Here is a 16,740-nt window from a genome sequence, read left to right on the forward strand (position 1 = left end):
GGGTCAGGAGACGAGCGCCTGGGCCACGACGACGGCCGACGCCGCGCTCCACGCCTGCGGCCGGCACGCCGCCGGGTACGCGAGGGCCCGATCGGACTCGTCGGACCCGATCCCCGAGAACAGCTCCGGCAGCGATCCGCCGAAGGACTCCGCTGCCCGAACGAGGGCCCGCGCCACGTGGGACGCCTCGCTCCGGAACCCGTCCGCAAGCATGCCCCGTACCGCGATGGCCGTGTCGTGCGACCACACCGACCCGCAGTGGTAGCTCAGGGGCCAGTAGCCCGCGGCGGCCGTGGTGAGGGTCCGGATCCCGAAGCCGCTGAAGAGTTCGGGCCCGACGAGCCGGTCGACGACGATCCTGGCCTCATCGGCGTCGAGCAGCCCGGTGCCCAGCAGATGGCCCATATTGGAGCCGGGCGCATCGAGGGGAGTGCCGCCGCCGTCGAGCGCCATCGCCGGGAACTTCCCCTCGGCGTCGTCCACCCAGAACCCCTCGCGGAAGCGCTCCCGCAGGTCGGCCGCGAACTGCCGCAGGGCAGAGGACTGCTCCCGAAGGCCCTGTCCGCCGCCGGGCTGGCGCAGCTCGTCGAACAGGTCTGCAGCCTCGAGCGCAGCCTGGTAGGCGTACCCCTGGACTTCCGCGAGCGCGATCGGCCCGTCGGCTCGCCTCCCGTCGAGGAACTGCATCGCGTCCGCCGAGTCCTTCCAGCCCTGATTGCTGAGCCCATGGCCGGACTCGTCGCGGTACGCGAGGAAGCCGCGCGGACCCGTGGCCGCGCCGAGGAGCCAGTCCGCTGCGCGCTGCGCGGCCGGCAGGAGGGCCCGCACCGCGTCCGGCGCCCGGCCTGTGCGCCAGAGCTCGCCGAGCAGGCACAGCCACAGGGCCGTCGCATCGACGGTGCCGTAGTACACAGGCGGGAGCCGCAGCTGGTCGCCGCCCGGCCCATGGCTGACGACGAGCTCGCGGGCCCTGATCTCGTGCGGGATCTTCCCCTGCTCTTCGGCGGAGTCCACGTCGCGCTGCTTCCCCTGGTACGCCGCCAGCGCCCGCAGCGTCCCGGCAGCGAGCGCTGAGTCCCGCGGCAGCATGAGCCGAGCAGCCCACAGGGAGTCGCGCCCGAAGAGCGTGAAATACCACGGTGCACCCGCTGCGAGGAAGGGCGCATCGGGTGCGCGGTCCGACACGAGCCGGAGTCCCGCAAGTTGGGTGAGCGAGGTGGCGAGCAGGCCGCCGACGGCGCCCCGCGGTGCCTCGTCGTTCGCCTGACCCGCCGCATCGTGGTCTTGGGCCGCACGCACGATCGCGCCCGCGTCCTCGAGAGCGGCCGTCCACTCCGCACGGAACGGCTCCCCGCGGCCCAGCGTCGCGGACCAGACGAGGGAGGGGTGGCCGGACGGGAACCCGTCCGTGTCGTCCTCATCCCGCTCGATCGCGGTCACGATACGCGCCCCGGGCGTCGCGGCGGTGACCACGACGGACCTTCCGTCCGCCGCCCAGACGAGCCGCGCGGCGTCGTGCGCGCCATCGACGGGATGGTGCTCGGGCTCCACACGGTCGGTGCGGCGGCCCACCCGCACGGCGTCCATCGTGGCGAAGTCCGCGCTCAGATGCACGGCCAACGTGCAGTCAACGCGGGGGAGGGAAGTGGTCAGCTCGATCCGGTGCCGCACGGTGCCGGGTTCGGTATTCCAGGTCTGGACCACCCGGACGGCTGGGTCTAGCGTCTCGCCCGCGATGTTGCGCGCGAGTCCGTCCACCATGATCCGGCCGCCCCGCACGGATACGCCCACGGATTCGGGCTCGGCACCGTCCACGGTCACGAGCGCCCGGTCGAGGAGGCGGGTGTCTGCGTGGAAGACGCCCGTGAGCCCTACAGGGTCCGGCGCGAGGCGCCCGTCGCCGCCGAGCCAGAGCTGCGACGGCGCGGCGACGGCCACGTGCTGGCGGTGGAGGGAGGGCTGGAGGGGCTGGGAAGGCTTGAGGGGCTCGTCCATGCCGCCACGGTACCGCCGGGTGCCCGGATCCGATAGGCCGAGTTGACTCACGGAAGACCTCCGCGTGGCCGGGGTCGTTGCCTCATCTTGAAACCTCCGCGTGGCGGCGTGGTTCCCACAGGGGTGATCGGCCAGTGGCTATGCCGTTTCCATGGAGCTGACGATGTCCCAGCGGCAGGCAGTGACGAAGAAGAAGGCCCTCGCCTATCGGGACGCGTCCCGGGCGGGGAAGGGCCGGATCCTGGATGAGCTGGTCGATCTGACCGGATGGCACCGGGATTATGCACGGGCGGCGCTGCGGGAGGCGCTGGCGCTGCGCGAGGTCCGCCGCTGCGAGCCGCGCGCGCCGCTGTCCGGGCCGCGGGTCATCGCCGCGCTGGAGACATGTTGGGCAGTGCTTCGTGGCCCGGCCGGCCAGCGCCTCGCGCCCATACTCCCGACCCTTGTGCCGATGCTGCGCCGGGACGGGGAACTGGAGCTGAGCGAGGAGGAGGCGGCGCTGCTGTGCCGAATGAGCGCGGCCACGATCGACCGCCGCCTCGCTGCGGCGCGGTCGCGGATGGTGCTGCGGGGCCGGTGCCATACCAAGCCCGGATCACTGCTGAAGTCCCAGATCCCGGTGCGGACGTGGGCGGACTGGGACGAGGGCACGCCCGGGTTCGTGGAGATCGACCTCGTCGGGCACGAGGGCGGAAAGGCGCCGGGGAGTTCTGCTTCACGCTCACCGTCACGGATGTCGCCACCGGATGGACGGTGAACCGGTCGGTGAGGAACAAGGCCCACAAGTGGGTGCTGGATCGAGCACGCAGTGGGCTTGTCCCGTTTCCCGTGCTGGGGATCGACTCGGACAACGGATCCGAGTTCATCAACAAGGCCCTGTTGGCCTGGTGCGAGCAGCGCCGGATCACCTTCACCCGCTCCCGGTCCGGGAACAAGAACGACGGGGCCTACGTGGAGCAGAAGAACTAGTCCCAGGTCCGCGAGCTCGTGGGCTACTACCGCTACGACACCGCGGCGGAACTGGCCAAGCTCAACGAGATCTGGGAACTCGACGCGGTGTTCGCCAACTACCTCCTGCCACAGCAGAAGCTCCACGAGAAGCAGCGCATCGGCGCAAAGGTGGTCAAGAAGCACGACGAGGCCCGCACACCGCACCAGCGCACCGCCGCGCACCCGGCGGTCAGGAAGCGGCCGGTCATCACGATGAACGCCGCCTTCAAACGCCTCCGGCCCGCCGCGCACTCACGCCAGATCCTCGCTCTCACCGCCGAGCTCGAGGTCCTTGCCCAGGCCAAGCCCGCGCCCCGGCTCCAAGCCATCAACCACTCCTGGAACGCCGGACTGAACCGGAGGAATCCACGCGAGGCAACGAACTAGCCCTCCGCGGAGCTTTCCAGATGAGGCAACGAACCGGGCTTCGCGGAGGTATTGACGTGAGGCAACAGGGGCCGGGATTTCCTGTCTGCGTGCTTGGCCGGGCGGCGGTGGGAGGGGATCTGGGAGGCGGTTCCCAGCGAGTGCAGAGGATTCTCACGGGACGCTCCAACGTGCCTGCGCGAAACTTAGAGGATGCTCCACGTCACCGCGTCCACCCGCCGTGCGGCTGCCGCCGTGCTGGCCACGGTGGGCGTTGTCGTGTTCGGGTGGCTCCTCGAGTCCGTGGCCGGCGACTGGGGGCTGGCAGACCTCGACTGGCCGGTCCTGAAGGGGCTCGCTGCACACCGGGGTCCCGCGGCCACCGCGTGGGCACAGGCCCTGCACGCGGGGTCGGGGCCCGTGGCCACGCTCGCCGTGGCCGGGATCGTTGCGGCCGTGTGGGCGGTGGTGGGACGGGAGCTGAGGCGCCCGGCGCTCCTGCTCGGTGCCCCGCTCGTTGACCTGGCTCTCGTCACCGCTGTCCGTTACTGGGTGGAGCGTGAACGGCCGCCGGCGTGGTTCGACGCCGTGGGCGGGACGGGCGGTCCGGCGTTCCCCTCGGTCCATACCTCGGTAGTACTCACGCTGCTGTTCGTGGCGCTCTACCTCGCCTACTCGCGGCGCGAGAGCCCGCGGGGGCTCGTGGTGGGCGTGCTCGTTGCGGGAGTGCTCGTCATGGCGGTTGCCGCGAGCGACCTCTACCTCGGCCGGCATTGGCTGACGGACATCGTCGCGTCCGGGGCTCTCAGCGCGATCGTGCTCGCTGGGGCCGTGTGGATCGACTCGCATTCGCGGCTCGGCTCGGACACGGCAGCCGCGGACGTGGCGCACCCCAGGGCCTCGGCGGACACTTGAGGCATGCCGATCTTCCGCCGCCACCGGACGCACGGAGACGCCGGGCCGCGTGGGGCCGCCCCTCCGTCTGACCCCGACGGGTCGCGTAGGGCTGGCGGGCCGCGTGGGGCCGCCCCTCCGTCTGACGCCGACGCGTCCGGAAGTGGCGCCTTGCCCGATGCCCCCGCGGCACGGCTGCGGGCGAGAGTCACAGGAATGGTGCAGGGGGTCGGCTTCCGCTACTGGACGCTTGCGGAGGCCGAGAAGCGTGCCCTCGTGGGCTCTGCCGGGAACATGCCCGACGGCACTGTCGAGGTCATCGCCGAGGGATCGCGTGCGGATGTTGAATCGATGCTTGCCTGGCTGCGTTCAGGCGGGACGCCCGGTCGGGTTGACAGCGTCCAAGCGACGATCGTCCCCGCGACCGGCGAGTTCACAGAGTTCAGCCTGTTCTGATGCGCTGTCGTGCTGCGTCGTCGTGCCGCGCCGACGGTCCCGCCAGACACAACTCGGGGTCTGTTCGTGCCTGTATGGTCCGGTTTCCTGCGTGAATTGTGCCCGGTGGGACGCGACGCGCCAGTTTCCTGAGTGAACTGTGCCCTGCGGGACGCGACGCGGGCTACGCCCAGCCGCGCAGGTAGTCGAGCTGCGCCGCGACAGAGGTTTCGGCGGCACGGCGCACGCTCGGATCGATGTCCGTGTACACGGCATCGGTCACGTCGGCGACAGCCGCGTCCGGGCCGAGCCGCTCGAGCGCCGCACGCACCTGGTCCAGCCGCTCCCCGCGGTGCGCCGCGTACGCTCGGGCGATGGCGCTGAGGTCCGGCAGTACCGGGCCATGCGCTGGCAGGACCGTCGCCGGGCCCAGGGCCTCGAGCCGGCGCAGCGAATCGAGGTAGTCGCCGAGCCGGCCGTCGGGGAAGGCGAGCACCGTGGTCCCGCGGCCGAGGATCGTGTCACCCGTCAGGACTGAGCCGTGCTCGCCGTCATCGGGCAGGAGCAGGGAGACCGAGTCCGCGGTGTGCCCGGGGGTGGCGAGGACTTCGATCCGCACGCCCGCGGCATCGATGCGCTCTCCGTCGTCCAGCGGGTCTGCGCTCAGGCACAGGGCTGCGTCCCGCGCGCGGACGGGTGCGCCTGTCATGCGGTGGAATTCCTCGGCGGCCTCTGTGTGGTCCACGTGGTGGTGGGTGAGGATGACGAGTTCGACGCGCCCCGTCGCTGCGAGCTCGGCGAGGTGCTTGTCGTCGAGCGGCCCCGGGTCCACCACGACGACCGATGTCGAGCCCGGCCTCGCGATGACGTACGAGTTGGTCCCGTCGAGGCTCATCGGTCCTGGGTTCGGCGCGAGCCTGTAGCGGGTCAGAGCGGAGCTCGCGACCCAGCGCGTGGCGGGGGTGACGTCGTCGGCCATGGCCTCAGCCTAGCTCGGGCGCGACGGCGTCTGCTCGCCCCGGGTGTGGGCGGAGATGGGGGTTGGGAGGGGCGGGTGCCGATGCGGGGGTCCGCTGCGGATGCGGCGGGCGGGTGCCGATGCGGGGGTCCGCTGCGGATGCGGCGGGCGGGTGCCGATGCGGGGGTCCGCTGCGGATGCGGGGGCGGGTGCCGATGCGGGGGTCCGCTGCGGATGCGGGGGCGGGTGCCGATGCGGGGGTCCGCTGCGGATGCGGGGGGCGGGTGTCGATGCGGGGGTCCGCTGCGGATGCGGGGGTCCGCTGCGGATGCGGGGGTCCGCTGCGGATGCGGGGGCGGGTGTCGATGCGGGGGGTCCGCTGCGGATGCGGGGGCGGGTGTCGATGCGGGGGGTCCGCTGCGGATGCGGGGGCGGGTGTCGATGCGGGGGTCCGCTGCGGATGCGGGGGCCTGGGCCGGCGTCGAGCGACGAGACGCGAGGGGGTCAGTCGGCGGGGAAGGCGACACCCTCGCCGATGACCTTGAGCGCGAGGTCCATCCCAGCCCGAGCCATCGCGGCGTTCCAGTGGCGGATCGTGATGACCTCGCCCCCACCGGGGACTCGGGGGTCAGCGGGGCGCTCGGGGAGCTTGATCCGCACGGAGGACTCGGGGCCGAAGTAGTCCCAGTCGAGCACGGTGCCGTGGATGCGCGATTCCTCGGCGATGCGGATCTGCTCGGGGCGCAGCATGATCTGCACGCGTCCCTGCGCGGGCGGCCGGCGCACGGGGACCGCGCCGAGCGAGCACATCGCGAGGGACCCCTCGAGCCACGCGTCGAGGATCACGGCGTCGCCGAGGAACTCCGCGGTGGCGCGGTCGGCCGGCCGTGTGTAAACAACGAACGGGTTGCCGATCTGGGCGAGCTTCCCGCCGCGCATGACGGCCACCTGATCGGCGAATGAGAGCGCCTCAGCCTGGTCATGCGTCACGAGGATGGTCGTGACCTGGGCATCATGCAGGACCTTGCCGATCGCTCGCCGCGTGGCGACGCGGAGGCCGGCGTCGAGTGCGGAGAACGGCTCGTCGAGGAGCATGACGTCCGGTTCGCACGCCATCGCGCGGGCGAGGGCGATGCGCTGCTGCTGGCCGCCCGAGAGCTCGTGCGGGCGGCGCTTGAGGTAGGAGCCGTCGAGGGCCACCATGTCCAGGAGATCCACGACTCGTTCGGTGACGGCCTTCCGCCCGCGGAACCTGTCCCGGTCCAGCCCGAACGCTACGTTCTGCCCTACGGAAAGGTGCGGGAACAGCGCGCCGTCCTGTGCCACGTAGCCGATGTTCCGCTTGTGGGCGGGCACCCACGTTTCCCCGGCGACCTCGCGCCCGTCCATGAGGATCCGCCCGGTGTCCGGGCGCTCGAACCCAGCGATGAGCCGCAGGAGGGTCGTCTTGCCGGACCCGCTCGGGCCCACGATCGCGGTTGTCGCGCCGCGCCCCACCGAGAGGTTGATGCCCTTGAGCACCTGCTGGTGGCCGAAGTTCTTCGTCACACCCTCGATGTCAAGGTGATGGTCCGCGGTCAGCGCGATCTGCGGAGCGATGCGCGGCTCCGGGAGGCGGGCCTCGCCGAGGGGAGTGGGGGTCTGTTCGGTCACTGTCCGGCTGCTTTCTTGGACTGCTGGAACAACAGGTACGTCATGGGTGCGGAGAGAGCGATCATCAGGAGCGCGTAGGGTGCTGCGCTCACGTAGTCGATCTCGCTCGAGAGGGACCAGAATTCGGTGGCGAGCGTCTTGGTGCCCAGGGGGGAGAGCAGCAGAGTGGCGGTGAGCTCGTTGACGACGGCGAGGAACGTCAGCGCTGCCCCGCCCGCTGCCGCTGGGGCAGCGAGCCGCAGCGTGACGCGCACGAACGCCATGAACGGCGACTTCCCGAGGGCCCGCGCGGCCTCCTCGAGCTCCTTCGGTGCCTGCGCGAGCCCGGCCCGCAGGTTCACGAGCGCGCGGGGGAGGAACAGCAGCACATAGGCGGCCACGAGGAGCCCTGTGGTCTGGTAGACGGCGGGGATTGCCCGGAGCGAGACCGTGACGAACGCGAGGGCGAGGACGATCCCCGGCATCGAGCTCGTGACGTAGTTGGAGAGCTCGAGCGCCCGCGAGAGCCAGCCTGGGTACCGCACCGCCAGGAACGCGAGGGGGAACGCGACGATCGTGGTCACGATGGCGCCGAGGAGCCCGAACCACAGGCTCGAGCCGAGGGCGCCGGCCAGCTCGCCCGTCCGCCAGACGTCTGGGCCGCCCCGAACGGCCCACGAGACGGTCATCCACACCGGAACGCCCACAGCCAGCACCGCGAGGGCTGCGAGCACGAGCTGGGCCGGGGCCTGCCACGGGCCGAGCGCGAGCCGGGTCGGGAGGGACTGGGCGCCCGAGCCGATGCGCGCATACCGGGCGTTTCCCCGCAGCGACGCCTCCACCACGAGGAACACGAGGCACACCGTGACCAGGACCGAGGCGAGCATGTTGCCCGCGGAGCCGTTGAAGGTCGAGCGGTACTGCTGCATGATCGCCGTCGTGAAGGTGTCGAAGCGGATCATCGCGAAGGCGCCGTACTCCGAGAGCAGGTGCAGCGCGACGAGCAGCGCCCCGCCCGCGACGGCGATGCGCAGCTGCGGCAGTACGACCCGGAAGAACACGCGCCACGTACCTAGACCGAGCGACGCCGCGGACTGCTCGATCGCGGGATCGAGCCGTGACAGGGTGGCTGCCACCGGGATGTACACGAGCGGGTAGTACGAGAGCGTTGCGATGAGCACTCCGGAGAAGACCCCGTGGAGGCTCGGGACCGCGGACACCCATGCGTAGGAGTTGACGAACGCCGGGATCGCGAGCGGTGCCGCGAGCAGCACCGCCCAGACCTTGTTCCCCTGCAGCGACGTACGCTCGACGAGCCACGCGCCCCCCACGCCAAGCACGATGCACAGGGGCACCGTGATGAGCGTGAGCAGGAGCGTGTTCCCGAGCAGCTCGAGCGTGCGCGGCCGGAAGAGCAGCGCCGCGGCGGTGTCCCACCCGGTTGTGACCGTCATGTAGGCGACGAATCCGAGCGGGATCAGCGAGGCGGCGGCGACGAGGCACGCGAGAAGGACAACTCCGGCCGGCGGGCGCGGACGCGGCGGGCGGAGGCGCGTGCTCCCGCCCGCCGGCGCGGCCGTCCCGCCCTGGGCCGGGAACCCGGCTGCGGGGGAAGCGGTGTCTGGGGCGGATTCCAAGGTCTAGATCAGGCCTGCTGCCGTCATGAGCTCGTTGACCTTCTTCGAGTTGAGGGTTGCGGGATCGATCTTAGGCGCATTGAGGTCGGTCAGCGGGACAAGTTTCCCGTTGGACGGAACGCCGGATCCGACGGCGTATTCGAAGGACGTGCCGTTCTGCAGCACCGCCTGGCCAGTCTTGCCCGTGACGAACTTGAGGAACTCCTGCGCCGCGGCCTGATTCTTCGAGGACTTCAGCACGCCGCCCCCGGAGACCGAGACGAACGCGCCCGGGTCCTGGTTCTTGAAGTACTCCAGCCCGACGTTCTTGGAGTTCTCGCCGGTCTTGGCCTGGTCGCCGAACCAGTAGTAGTGGTAGATCACGGCGCCGTCGATCTCGCCTGCGTTCACGGCCTTCATGGCGGTCGAGTTGCCCTGGTAGGCCTTCGAGTTGTCCTTCATGGCCTTGAGCCAAGCTGAAGTGGCGGACTCGCCCTTGAGCTGGAGCATCGCTGAGACGATGGCCTGGAAGTCCGCGCCGGACGGCGAGGCGGCCCAGCGGCCCTTCCACTCGGGGTTCGCCAGGTCCGTGAGGGACTTGGGGAGCTGGTCCTGGGAGACCTTGTCCTTGTTGTAGGCGAAGACCGTGGAGCGGGCGGCGATGCCGACCCACTTGTTCGTCGACGGGCGGTACTCGGCGGGGACCTGGGCGACCGTGGCCGGGTCGATGTCCGTGAACAGCCCCGCGTTCTCGACCTGCGTCATCGCGGGGGAGTTCTCCGTGAGGAACACGTCCGCGGGCGAGTTGGCGCCCTCCTGGACGATCTGGTTGGACATCTCCGTGTCATCGCCCTGCCGGTAGTTGACCTTGATGCCGGTCTCCTTGGTGAAGGCGTCGATCCACTCCTTCGTGAGCGACTCGTGCTGGGCGTTGTACACCGTGATGGTGCCACTCGCGGAGCCGGAGGCAGTGCCCGGCGTCGAGGCGCCGCAGGCGGCGAGGCTGAGGGCGGCGGCGCTGGCCATCGCGAGGGCGGCGAGGGCCCGGGTGCGGAGCTTCATGGAGCGTCCCTTTCATGGGTCACAGGATGATGGGCGACGACGCTGCCGGCGTGCGTCGTCTGGTGACGTCACGATTGACTGTAGGTTAGCCACACCTAAGAAACGGCCAATTCCCTCCATAATGTGATTCAAATCATATCAATTACGCAACCTTTGACTGTGCTAATGGCCGAGGCGCGTCGATGAGGGTCGGTTTCGGTCGGTGATGGGTCAGGCGCCGGTGAGCTGGTGCGCGAACTCGAGGACCATCCACGCCTGCAGCTGCGTCGACAGCTCAACCCGGCTTCCGGGCGGATACTCGTCCGACGCCGCGTGGCCCGGTGTCTGGGGGAAGGTCCAGTAGGTCCCGCCGCGCCGCCTGTCCTTGGGGGCAGGACGCTCCTCAGCACCCGACCACAGGGCCTCCGCCGTGTCGAGGACGAGTCGCTTCGCCGTGTCCCGTGCCGCCGTCGAGAGGCTCGGGTTGACCGCTGCCACCGTGAGGTAGCGGGCGAGGATCCCCATGAAGAGCCCGCCGTCACCGGCACCGTCGCCCCGCAGCGTGCGGCCCCGCGCGCCGTCGTGCGTCTCCCAGCCAATGGTGAGGTGCGTGTCGATGGCCGCGATGAGCGCTTCGGCGCGCGCGAGGTTCGCCGGACCACCGAGGGCCACCAGCGCGCCGAGGACCGGGCCCTGGTTGTAGGTCCAGACGTCCGTCATGAGCTCGGTGGTGCCGTCGTTGTTGAGGTTGATGCCGTCGAGGTAGAGGCCCTGGCCGGGGTCGAAGAGGGTGGCCCCGAGCCAGTCGACGAGCGCCTGGGCGCGCTCCCGCTCGCCCGTGCGCGCGAAGAACAGGGCCGCGGGGGAGGTGGCGGGCGTGTTCTTGAAGATGCGCTTCGTGTTCCAGTACAGCCCGCCGCCGCCGTCGGCCGTGTCCGCCGAGGCGAGCTGCCCACCCAGCACCCGCATGGCCGTGCGGGCATTGCGGAGGCCGCGGTGCCGGATGCGCTCGGTGAGCTGGTCCGCGCGGCCGGCCGCGAGGGCGAGCCATGCCATGTCGTCGTAGAACGCGTTGCGGTACTGGAGGAAGTTGCGGCCCCGGATGCCCCGCAGGAGGTCCCACGCGAGGCGCAGCTCCCGTGGTTCCTCGCTTGAGGGGTCTCTGGCGGTCCGTTGAGGGGTCTCTGGCATCGCGTTGTGGGGTCCCGTGCCGAGCTGTCGCCACGACGCGTCCACGAGGCAGTCCAGATAGTGCGCCTGCCACCAGTAGTGCCACGGGTCCCACGGCCAGCCGATCCTGCGGGCTGGCCGGGCGATGGAGCCGATCCAGGTGCCCGGGACGAAGCCTGCGAGTCGATGGCCGAAGCCCTCGTTGACGCTGTCTGCTGCGGCTTGGGCGCGCTCGGCCCAGGTCGATGGCTGCATGCTGGCCAGCCTAATGACCCTCTCCTGCATCGCCGCTTTACCGTGGTCGCTAGGATGGCTTTCGGTTAGTGCGAATTAACTCGGTCGATGGAGGGGCAATGGAGCTTCAGGGAGCAAGCGCGCTCATCACGGGAGGGGCCTCCGGGCTCGGGGCAGCCACGGCGCGGCGACTGCACGCGGACGGGGCGGCCGTCGTGCTCGTGGACCTGCCCGGCAGCGCAGGCGAAGCGCTCGCGGCCGAGCTCGGGGACCGCGCGTCGTTCGCCCCCGCGGACGTGACCGATGAGGAGCAGGTGCGGGCCGCCGTCGTGCGCGCGGGCGAGCTTGCTCCCCTCCGCGTCGTGGTGAACTGCGCGGGGATCGGGACGCCGGGCAAGGTCCTCGGGCGCGACGGCGCGCTGCCGCTCGAGCAGTTCGAGCGCGTGATCCGCGTGAACCTCGTGGGCACGTTCAACGTGATCCGGCTCGCGGCCGAGGCCATGGTGCTCACCGAGCCCGTGGAGACGGAGCTTGGGGGCCCGGAGCGGGGCGTGATCGTGAACACCGCGTCCGTCGCGGCGTTCGACGGCCAGATCGGCCAGCCTGCGTACGCCGCCTCCAAGGGGGCCGTGCACGCCATGACGCTGCCGATCGCGCGGGAGCTCGCGCGCTCGCTCATCCGCGTGGTCACGATTGCGCCCGGCATCTTCGAGACGCCGATGATGGCCGGTCTGCCGGCGGACGCGCAGGCTTCCCTCGGCCAGCAGGTGCCGCACCCGTCCCGCTTGGGGCGACCCGCCGAGTACGCGAACCTGGTGGCCCACATCGTGGACAACGCGATGCTCAACGGCGAGACGATCCGCCTCGACGGGGCTATCCGGATGGCACCCAAGTAGCCCCCGCCGGCTTGCTGGTCCCGATGCGGGGTCACGTCTCTAGTACGCGCATTCGCCACTCTAGAAAGGTGACCCCGCATGGGTGGGAAGTGACCCCACAACGGTGGGAGGTGACTCCGCATGGGTGGGAAGTGACTCCGCATCGGTGGGGGGTGACTCCGCTTCGGTGGGGGGTGACTCCGCTTCGGTGGGGGGTGACTCCGCTTCGGTGGGGGGTGACTCCGCTTCGGTGGGGGGTGACTCCGCATCGGTCGGAGGTGACCCCGCAATTGGGGCAGCGCTAGGCGGCGTCGGGGGTCTTTTCCCCGGCCTCGACGGCGAGGTCCAGCGAGTTGCCGCGCACCGGCATCGGGCACGTCCCGTAGGGGGTGAACGCGCTCGGATAGTTGATGGCCCGGTTGAAGTCGAGCACCACGGTGCCGTCGGGACGCGGGCGCGGGGTCTCGACCTTGCGCCAGTCGTCGGTGGTGCGGCCGTTGGTCTCGTCGTGGAAGGTGATCGTCAGTTCGCCGAGCGTGCCCTGCTCGGCCTGGAGCCGGTACTCGTGCCCGTGCCGGTGGAACACGACCTCGCCCGCGGACCGGTGCACGCCGTCCACGAGCGGATTCGCGGTGGAGATCGGCACGTCGTGCGGCTCGGGGTACGGCTCCCAGCGGGCATCGATGACCCACTCCGGCGCGTAGTCGAACACAGGCACCGCGCGGAACTCCGTGAGCGTGGGGGAGGCCGAATCGCGCGTGCGGATCGCATACCGGTCCGCGCGCATCGCGAGCTCCACGACGATCGTGCCGGACTGCACCCAGTTCAGCGACTCCTCGTCCGCGAGCTCGGCCGTGAACGTCCCGTCCACGGCGTCGCCCGAGTCCACGAAGACCAGCCCGTCCGAGGCCCGGGCGGTGAGTACCGCCGTCGGGCGCCCGCCGTCCTCGGTGAAGGACCACAGCCCCGGAACGAGTTCGATCGGCGACGGCGCCGGCTCGAGCCACTGGAACGAGGTGAGGGTGAGCCAGCCGTGCTCTGCGGCGAGGGCGTTGTTGCGGTTGTCGCGGAAGCGCTGCCAGCGGGCGAGCTGCGGATCTGGGGAAGTGCTCATGCCCGCCACAATGCCATGCGGCCCCCAGGTATTCCCATAGTCAGGCGTGCCGGGTCTCGAGCACCGCCACGATGCCGAAGGCCCCGAGCGCCGTGCCCGTCACCCGGTCGATCCACTTGCGGAACTGGGACCCGTTGAGCCACTTGCCGAAGAACTGCGCCGCGGCGATGAGCACTACAAACCAGAGAGCTGCCTCGATGTTCGCCACGACGGAAAGGAGCAGGCCCATCCACACCGACGGCACCCCCGCCACGAGGAACTGCGGGATCACAGCGATGCAGAACATCCCGTACTTGGGGTTGAGCAGGTTGGACACGAGCCCCTTGGCCCAGGTCCGCGTGAGCGGCTCGAAGCTGTGGTGGGGGAGGGTGCCGGGCGGCAGGTCGGCGTCGCGCTTGGCGAACGAGGCCCGCCACAGCCCCACCGCGAGCCACAGCATGTAGAGCGCGCCGCCGATCCGCAGGATGTTGTAGGCGACCTCCGAGACGGCCAGGAGCGCCGAGACGCCCGTCGCCGCCGCCGCACCCCAGATGAACGCGCCCGAGATCATCCCGAGCGCTGCCGTATACGCATGACGCCGCCCCTGGCTGATCGTGTACCGCAGCACGAGGGCAGTGTCCGTTCCGGGCAGCACCGTGATGAGCGCGGCAAGGGCGGCGAAGCCGAGGAGGGAGTCAGTCAGGGTCACCCACCAAGGATAGGACGCGCACGACGGCGCACCCTCTGGCGCCGTTCGTCGCACCATCGGTACCGCTCGGCGCAATGCGAGTGGTGCAGGTCACTCTCGGGTGAATACTGAGGCGCGAGGCGACCGGGGCTGGGCCCGGCCGGAACATCAGGAGGACCTCGCATGGCGTGGCTCGACAGGGCACACAGTGTTGCCCACCCCGGATTCAACCGATGGCTCATCCCTCCCGCGGCGCTCGCGGTCCATCTGTGCATCGGGCAGGTCTACGCGACCAGCGTGTACAAGACCGCGCTCGTGAAGCATTTCGGAGCCACCCTCACGGAGATCGGCGTGATCTTCTCGGTGGCGATTGTGATGCTGGGCCTCTCGGCGGCCGTCATGGGCACGTGGGTGGACCGGAACGGCCCGCGCAAGGCAATGTTCGTCGCGGCGTGCTTCTGGGCCGGCGGGTTCCTCGTCGGTGCCGCGGGCATCTTCACGCGCCAACTGTGGCTTGTGTACCTCGGGTACGGCGTCATCGGCGGGATCGGCCTGGGGATCGGCTACATCTCGCCGGTCTCGACGCTCATCAAGTGGTTCCCCGACCGCCCGGGCCTCGCCACCGGCATGGCCATCATGGGCTTCGGCGGGGGCGCGCTCATCGCCAGCCCCCTCTCGACCGCACTGCTCACCGCCTATGACCCGGCGTCGTCGGCGCCCGGCGGCGTGCCCAGCGGGGACGCCGTGGGAAAGCTGTTCCTCACGTTGGCCGTGCTGTACTTCGCGTACATGGTCTTCGGTGCCTTCACGATCAAGGTCCCACCGCCGGGGTGGGCGCCCGCGGGCTTCGATCCGGCCGCTGTTCGCTCCCACGCGCTCGTGACGACCGCCAGTGTGACGGCCAGGAACGCGATCAGGACGCCGCAGTTCTGGCTCCTGTGGACCGTCCTCTTCTGCAATGTGACGGCCGGAATCGGGATCCTCGAACAGGCGGCTCCGATGATCCAGGACTTCTTCCGGCTCGCGGACGGCCACTCTCTCGTGGCAGCCTCCGTGGCGGGCGGGTTCGTGGGGCTCCTGTCCATTGGCAACATGGCGGGGCGTTTCGCCTGGTCCGCTACCTCCGATGTGGTGGGACGCAAGAGGACGTACATGGGATACCTCGGCATTGGCACGGTCCTCTACCTCCTCCTCGCGTTCGCGGGCTCCTCGGCGACAGCGCTGTTCGTCCTCCTGGCCTTCGTGATCATCTCGTTCTACGGCGGCGGCTTCGCCACGGTGCCCGCCTATCTCCGCGACCTGTTCGGCACGCTCGAGGTGGGCGCCATCCACGGCCGCCTGCTCACAGCATGGTCCGCGGCCGGCGTCGTGGGTCCCCTCGTTGTCAACGCCGTGCTGGACTCGCAGGGCACCCCCGGGAAGCTGACGGCTGGGGCGTACCAGCCGGCGCTGCTCATCATGGTGGGCCTCCTGATCGTCGGGTTCATTGCCAACCTGATGGTCCGGCCGGTGCACGGGAAGTTCCATGAACCGCAGCAGCCCGTCGTCGCGGGCGCAACCCTGGAGGACTGACATGAAGACCGCTCAGCTTGCGTTCGGCTGGATCCTCGTGGGGATCCCGCTCATCTACGGGATCATCACGACGCTCATGAAGGTCTCGGCGCTGTTCGGCTGAGGCTGATCCCGCGGACAGCATCGCCAGCGCGGCCCGGCTACGGGCCGATGACGCGATGCTCGGGATCCGCCGCAGCGCTGGTGCGACGGCGCCTCGCGAGGATCGTGGCGAGCGCCGACGCCAGGCTGAAGCTGGCCCCCGCGCTGATGAGCGCCGCCGCCCAGAACGGCAGGTCCGTCGTCGAGTTCGTCACAAAGCCGATCCCCGCCATCCACGCGGACCACGCGAGGCCGCCGATGGCATCGCTCACCACGAAGCCGCGCCCAGAGACTTGGGACATTCCGGCGGTGGCTGTCGAGGCGAGGCGGCCGCCCGGGAGGAACCCCGTGCCAGCGATGGCGACGAACGCCCCGAGGCGACCCAGCTGCTCGAGCGCCTCGCGGGTGCCTGCATGCAGCTTCCCTCCCCAACGCCAGCGGTCTACGAGCCGGCTCAGGCTGTGCCTCACGAGGAGGAACAGGACAACGTCGCCGACCCACGAACCCAGCGCCGAAAGGGCGATGACCGATCCGAGGTCGACTTTGCCCTCGGAGGCGAGCGCGCCGGCCGTGGCCACTGCGACTTCGGCGGGGACCAGGGGGAAGAACACATCTGCGGCGACGATGGGGACGAGGCCGAGGACCAGTGCCGCCCACCCGGTCATGGTCGGCAGGTCCTGCGCCGCACCGTCTTCCCCATCGGTCCAGTGTGGACCATGCCGCACCCTGCGCCAACGGGTCCGGTACCGTGGCCCCATGCCCAGCTACCGCGCCGTCCTGCAGATCACGGGACTTCGCCCCGGCACCGCACCCGAGCGCGTGATGGACGCCGCACGCGAAGCCCTCGGGTCGATGCGGCACGTCGAGGCGCACCAGATCGATGTGGTCCGCGGCGTACCGCAGATCACCCTGCGGTTCCTGGTCGAGGCCGAGAACGACGCCGATGAACGTGCCGCCGCCCGTGCCGCGGCCCTCGCCATGCAGGACGCTGTTGAGGACGTCGCAGCCACAGGCCGGCTCCAAGTCCTGGTGCGGCGGAGGGGCTCCTGGGTTCCCGTGTAGCGTGCCTTGAGACACCACTCGGGGCTGTTTCGTGGCGA

Annotated in this window: 18 protein-coding genes; 9 read left to right on the forward strand and 9 right to left on the reverse strand. The window is 70.4% G+C overall.

Features of this window, described 5'->3' with window-relative positions; all coding sequences use genetic code 11:
* Positions 1–3: 3 nt before the first annotated feature.
* Positions 4–1,995: a glycogen debranching N-terminal domain-containing protein gene (locus AB5L97_RS02900; RefSeq protein ID WP_369046387.1), complete on the reverse strand. Its 1,992-nt coding sequence runs from the start codon at positions 1,993–1,995 to the stop codon at positions 4–6.
* Positions 1,996–2,158: 163 nt separating this feature from the next.
* On the opposite strand from AB5L97_RS02900, the gene AB5L97_RS02905 reads away from it, so the two are divergent.
* From AB5L97_RS02905 to AB5L97_RS02925, 5 genes are all read left to right on the forward strand, one after another.
* A complete protein-coding gene (locus tag AB5L97_RS02905; RefSeq protein ID WP_369046388.1) occupies positions 2,159–2,752 on the forward strand; it encodes a hypothetical protein in 594 nt (197 codons plus the stop codon).
* A 32-nt stretch (positions 2,753–2,784) separates the two neighbouring features.
* Positions 2,785–2,964, forward strand: a complete 180-nt coding sequence (locus tag AB5L97_RS02910; protein WP_369046389.1) for a hypothetical protein — start codon at positions 2,785–2,787, stop codon at positions 2,962–2,964.
* A gap of 18 nt (positions 2,965–2,982) precedes the next feature.
* Entirely contained in the window at positions 2,983–3,372 is a 390-nt protein-coding gene (locus AB5L97_RS02915) for a hypothetical protein (protein WP_369046390.1), read from the forward strand.
* 192 nt (positions 3,373–3,564) lie between these two features.
* Positions 3,565–4,266: a phosphatase PAP2 family protein gene (locus AB5L97_RS02920; protein ID WP_369046391.1), complete on the forward strand. Its 702-nt coding sequence runs from the start codon at positions 3,565–3,567 to the stop codon at positions 4,264–4,266.
* 150 nt (positions 4,267–4,416) lie between these two features.
* Positions 4,417–4,701, forward strand: coding sequence for an acylphosphatase (locus AB5L97_RS02925; protein WP_369046392.1), 285 nt, complete (start codon positions 4,417–4,419; stop codon positions 4,699–4,701).
* A gap of 163 nt (positions 4,702–4,864) precedes the next feature.
* Here the strand turns inward: AB5L97_RS02925 and AB5L97_RS02930 are convergent, their stop codons facing one another.
* The 5 genes from AB5L97_RS02930 to AB5L97_RS02950 all read right to left on the reverse strand — a co-directional run bounded on the left by AB5L97_RS02930 (position 4,865) and on the right by AB5L97_RS02950 (position 11,352).
* Positions 4,865–5,659, reverse strand: a complete 795-nt coding sequence (locus AB5L97_RS02930) for an MBL fold metallo-hydrolase (RefSeq protein WP_369046393.1) — start codon at positions 5,657–5,659, stop codon at positions 4,865–4,867.
* A 483-nt stretch (positions 5,660–6,142) separates the two neighbouring features.
* On the reverse strand, positions 6,143–7,291 hold the full coding sequence (locus tag AB5L97_RS02935) for an ABC transporter ATP-binding protein (RefSeq protein ID WP_307956815.1): 1,149 nt from the start codon (positions 7,289–7,291) through the stop codon (positions 6,143–6,145).
* Entirely contained in the window at positions 7,288–8,907 is a 1,620-nt protein-coding gene (locus AB5L97_RS02940; protein WP_307956814.1) for an ABC transporter permease, read from the reverse strand. The genes AB5L97_RS02935 and AB5L97_RS02940 overlap by 4 nt, the downstream gene beginning before the upstream one ends.
* Before the next feature lie 3 nt (positions 8,908–8,910).
* On the reverse strand, positions 8,911–9,948 hold the full coding sequence (locus tag AB5L97_RS02945) for an iron ABC transporter substrate-binding protein (RefSeq protein WP_369046394.1): 1,038 nt from the start codon (positions 9,946–9,948) through the stop codon (positions 8,911–8,913).
* Positions 9,949–10,158: 210 nt separating this feature from the next.
* On the reverse strand, positions 10,159–11,352 hold the full coding sequence (locus tag AB5L97_RS02950) for a glycoside hydrolase family 76 protein (protein WP_369046395.1): 1,194 nt from the start codon (positions 11,350–11,352) through the stop codon (positions 10,159–10,161).
* Between the two features lie 98 nt (positions 11,353–11,450).
* Between AB5L97_RS02950 and AB5L97_RS02955 the strand changes: the two genes are divergently transcribed.
* Positions 11,451–12,227, forward strand: coding sequence for a 3-hydroxyacyl-CoA dehydrogenase (locus AB5L97_RS02955; RefSeq protein ID WP_307956811.1), 777 nt, complete (start codon positions 11,451–11,453; stop codon positions 12,225–12,227).
* 280 nt (positions 12,228–12,507) lie between these two features.
* Here the strand turns inward: AB5L97_RS02955 and AB5L97_RS02960 are convergent, their stop codons facing one another.
* Both AB5L97_RS02960 and AB5L97_RS02965 read right to left on the reverse strand, forming a co-directional pair.
* Positions 12,508–13,320, reverse strand: coding sequence for a DUF1684 domain-containing protein (locus AB5L97_RS02960; protein WP_369046396.1), 813 nt, complete (start codon positions 13,318–13,320; stop codon positions 12,508–12,510).
* Between the two features lie 40 nt (positions 13,321–13,360).
* Positions 13,361–14,008: a LysE family translocator gene (locus AB5L97_RS02965; protein WP_307956809.1), complete on the reverse strand. Its 648-nt coding sequence runs from the start codon at positions 14,006–14,008 to the stop codon at positions 13,361–13,363.
* Positions 14,009–14,170: 162 nt separating this feature from the next.
* Here AB5L97_RS02965 and AB5L97_RS02970 point away from each other — a divergent pair, with 162 nt between their 5' ends.
* Both AB5L97_RS02970 and AB5L97_RS19720 read left to right on the forward strand, forming a co-directional pair.
* Positions 14,171–15,559, forward strand: a complete 1,389-nt coding sequence (locus AB5L97_RS02970) for an OFA family MFS transporter (protein ID WP_307956808.1) — start codon at positions 14,171–14,173, stop codon at positions 15,557–15,559.
* Position 15,560: 1 nt separating this feature from the next.
* The gene (locus tag AB5L97_RS19720) at positions 15,561–15,662 is read left to right on the forward strand and encodes an MFS transporter small subunit (RefSeq protein ID WP_423246820.1); all 102 of its coding nucleotides are present in this window, start codon (positions 15,561–15,563) and stop codon (positions 15,660–15,662) included.
* Between the two features lie 37 nt (positions 15,663–15,699).
* On the opposite strand, the gene AB5L97_RS02975 is transcribed toward AB5L97_RS19720, so the two are convergent.
* On the reverse strand, positions 15,700–16,305 hold the full coding sequence (locus tag AB5L97_RS02975; RefSeq protein WP_369046397.1) for a DedA family protein: 606 nt from the start codon (positions 16,303–16,305) through the stop codon (positions 15,700–15,702).
* Between the two features lie 91 nt (positions 16,306–16,396).
* Between AB5L97_RS02975 and AB5L97_RS02980 the strand changes: the two genes are divergently transcribed.
* Positions 16,397–16,702: a hypothetical protein gene (locus AB5L97_RS02980; RefSeq protein WP_369046398.1), complete on the forward strand. Its 306-nt coding sequence runs from the start codon at positions 16,397–16,399 to the stop codon at positions 16,700–16,702.
* Positions 16,703–16,740: the final 38 nt, after the last annotated feature.

Source organism: Sinomonas sp. P10A9, assembly GCF_041022165.1.
Classification (GTDB): Bacteria; Actinomycetota; Actinomycetes; order Actinomycetales; family Micrococcaceae; genus Sinomonas; species Sinomonas puerhi.

What these genes read in the sequence shown, in the direction of transcription:
- AB5L97_RS02930 (WP_369046393.1), bottom strand. Translation starts at nt 5,659, where the DNA reads ATGGCCGACGACGTCACCCCCGCCACGCGCTGGGTCGCGAGCTCCGCT.
- AB5L97_RS02920 (WP_369046391.1), top strand. Translation starts at nt 3,565, where the DNA reads ATGCTCCACGTCACCGCGTCCACCCGCCGTGCGGCTGCCGCCGTGCTG.
- AB5L97_RS02955 (WP_307956811.1), top strand. Translation starts at nt 11,451, where the DNA reads ATGGAGCTTCAGGGAGCAAGCGCGCTCATCACGGGAGGGGCCTCCGGG.
- AB5L97_RS02975 (WP_369046397.1), bottom strand. Translation starts at nt 16,305, where the DNA reads ATGACCGGGTGGGCGGCACTGGTCCTCGGCCTCGTCCCCATCGTCGCC.
- AB5L97_RS02950 (WP_369046395.1), bottom strand. Translation starts at nt 11,352, where the DNA reads ATGCAGCCATCGACCTGGGCCGAGCGCGCCCAAGCCGCAGCAGACAGC.
- AB5L97_RS19720 (WP_423246820.1), top strand. Translation starts at nt 15,561, where the DNA reads ATGAAGACCGCTCAGCTTGCGTTCGGCTGGATCCTCGTGGGGATCCCG.
- AB5L97_RS02970 (WP_307956808.1), top strand. Translation starts at nt 14,171, where the DNA reads ATGGCGTGGCTCGACAGGGCACACAGTGTTGCCCACCCCGGATTCAAC.
- AB5L97_RS02900 (WP_369046387.1), bottom strand. Translation starts at nt 1,995, where the DNA reads ATGGACGAGCCCCTCAAGCCTTCCCAGCCCCTCCAGCCCTCCCTCCAC.
- AB5L97_RS02980 (WP_369046398.1), top strand. Translation starts at nt 16,397, where the DNA reads ATGCCCAGCTACCGCGCCGTCCTGCAGATCACGGGACTTCGCCCCGGC.
- AB5L97_RS02960 (WP_369046396.1), bottom strand. Translation starts at nt 13,320, where the DNA reads ATGAGCACTTCCCCAGATCCGCAGCTCGCCCGCTGGCAGCGCTTCCGC.
- AB5L97_RS02905 (WP_369046388.1), top strand. Translation starts at nt 2,159, where the DNA reads ATGTCCCAGCGGCAGGCAGTGACGAAGAAGAAGGCCCTCGCCTATCGG.
- AB5L97_RS02945 (WP_369046394.1), bottom strand. Translation starts at nt 9,948, where the DNA reads ATGAAGCTCCGCACCCGGGCCCTCGCCGCCCTCGCGATGGCCAGCGCC.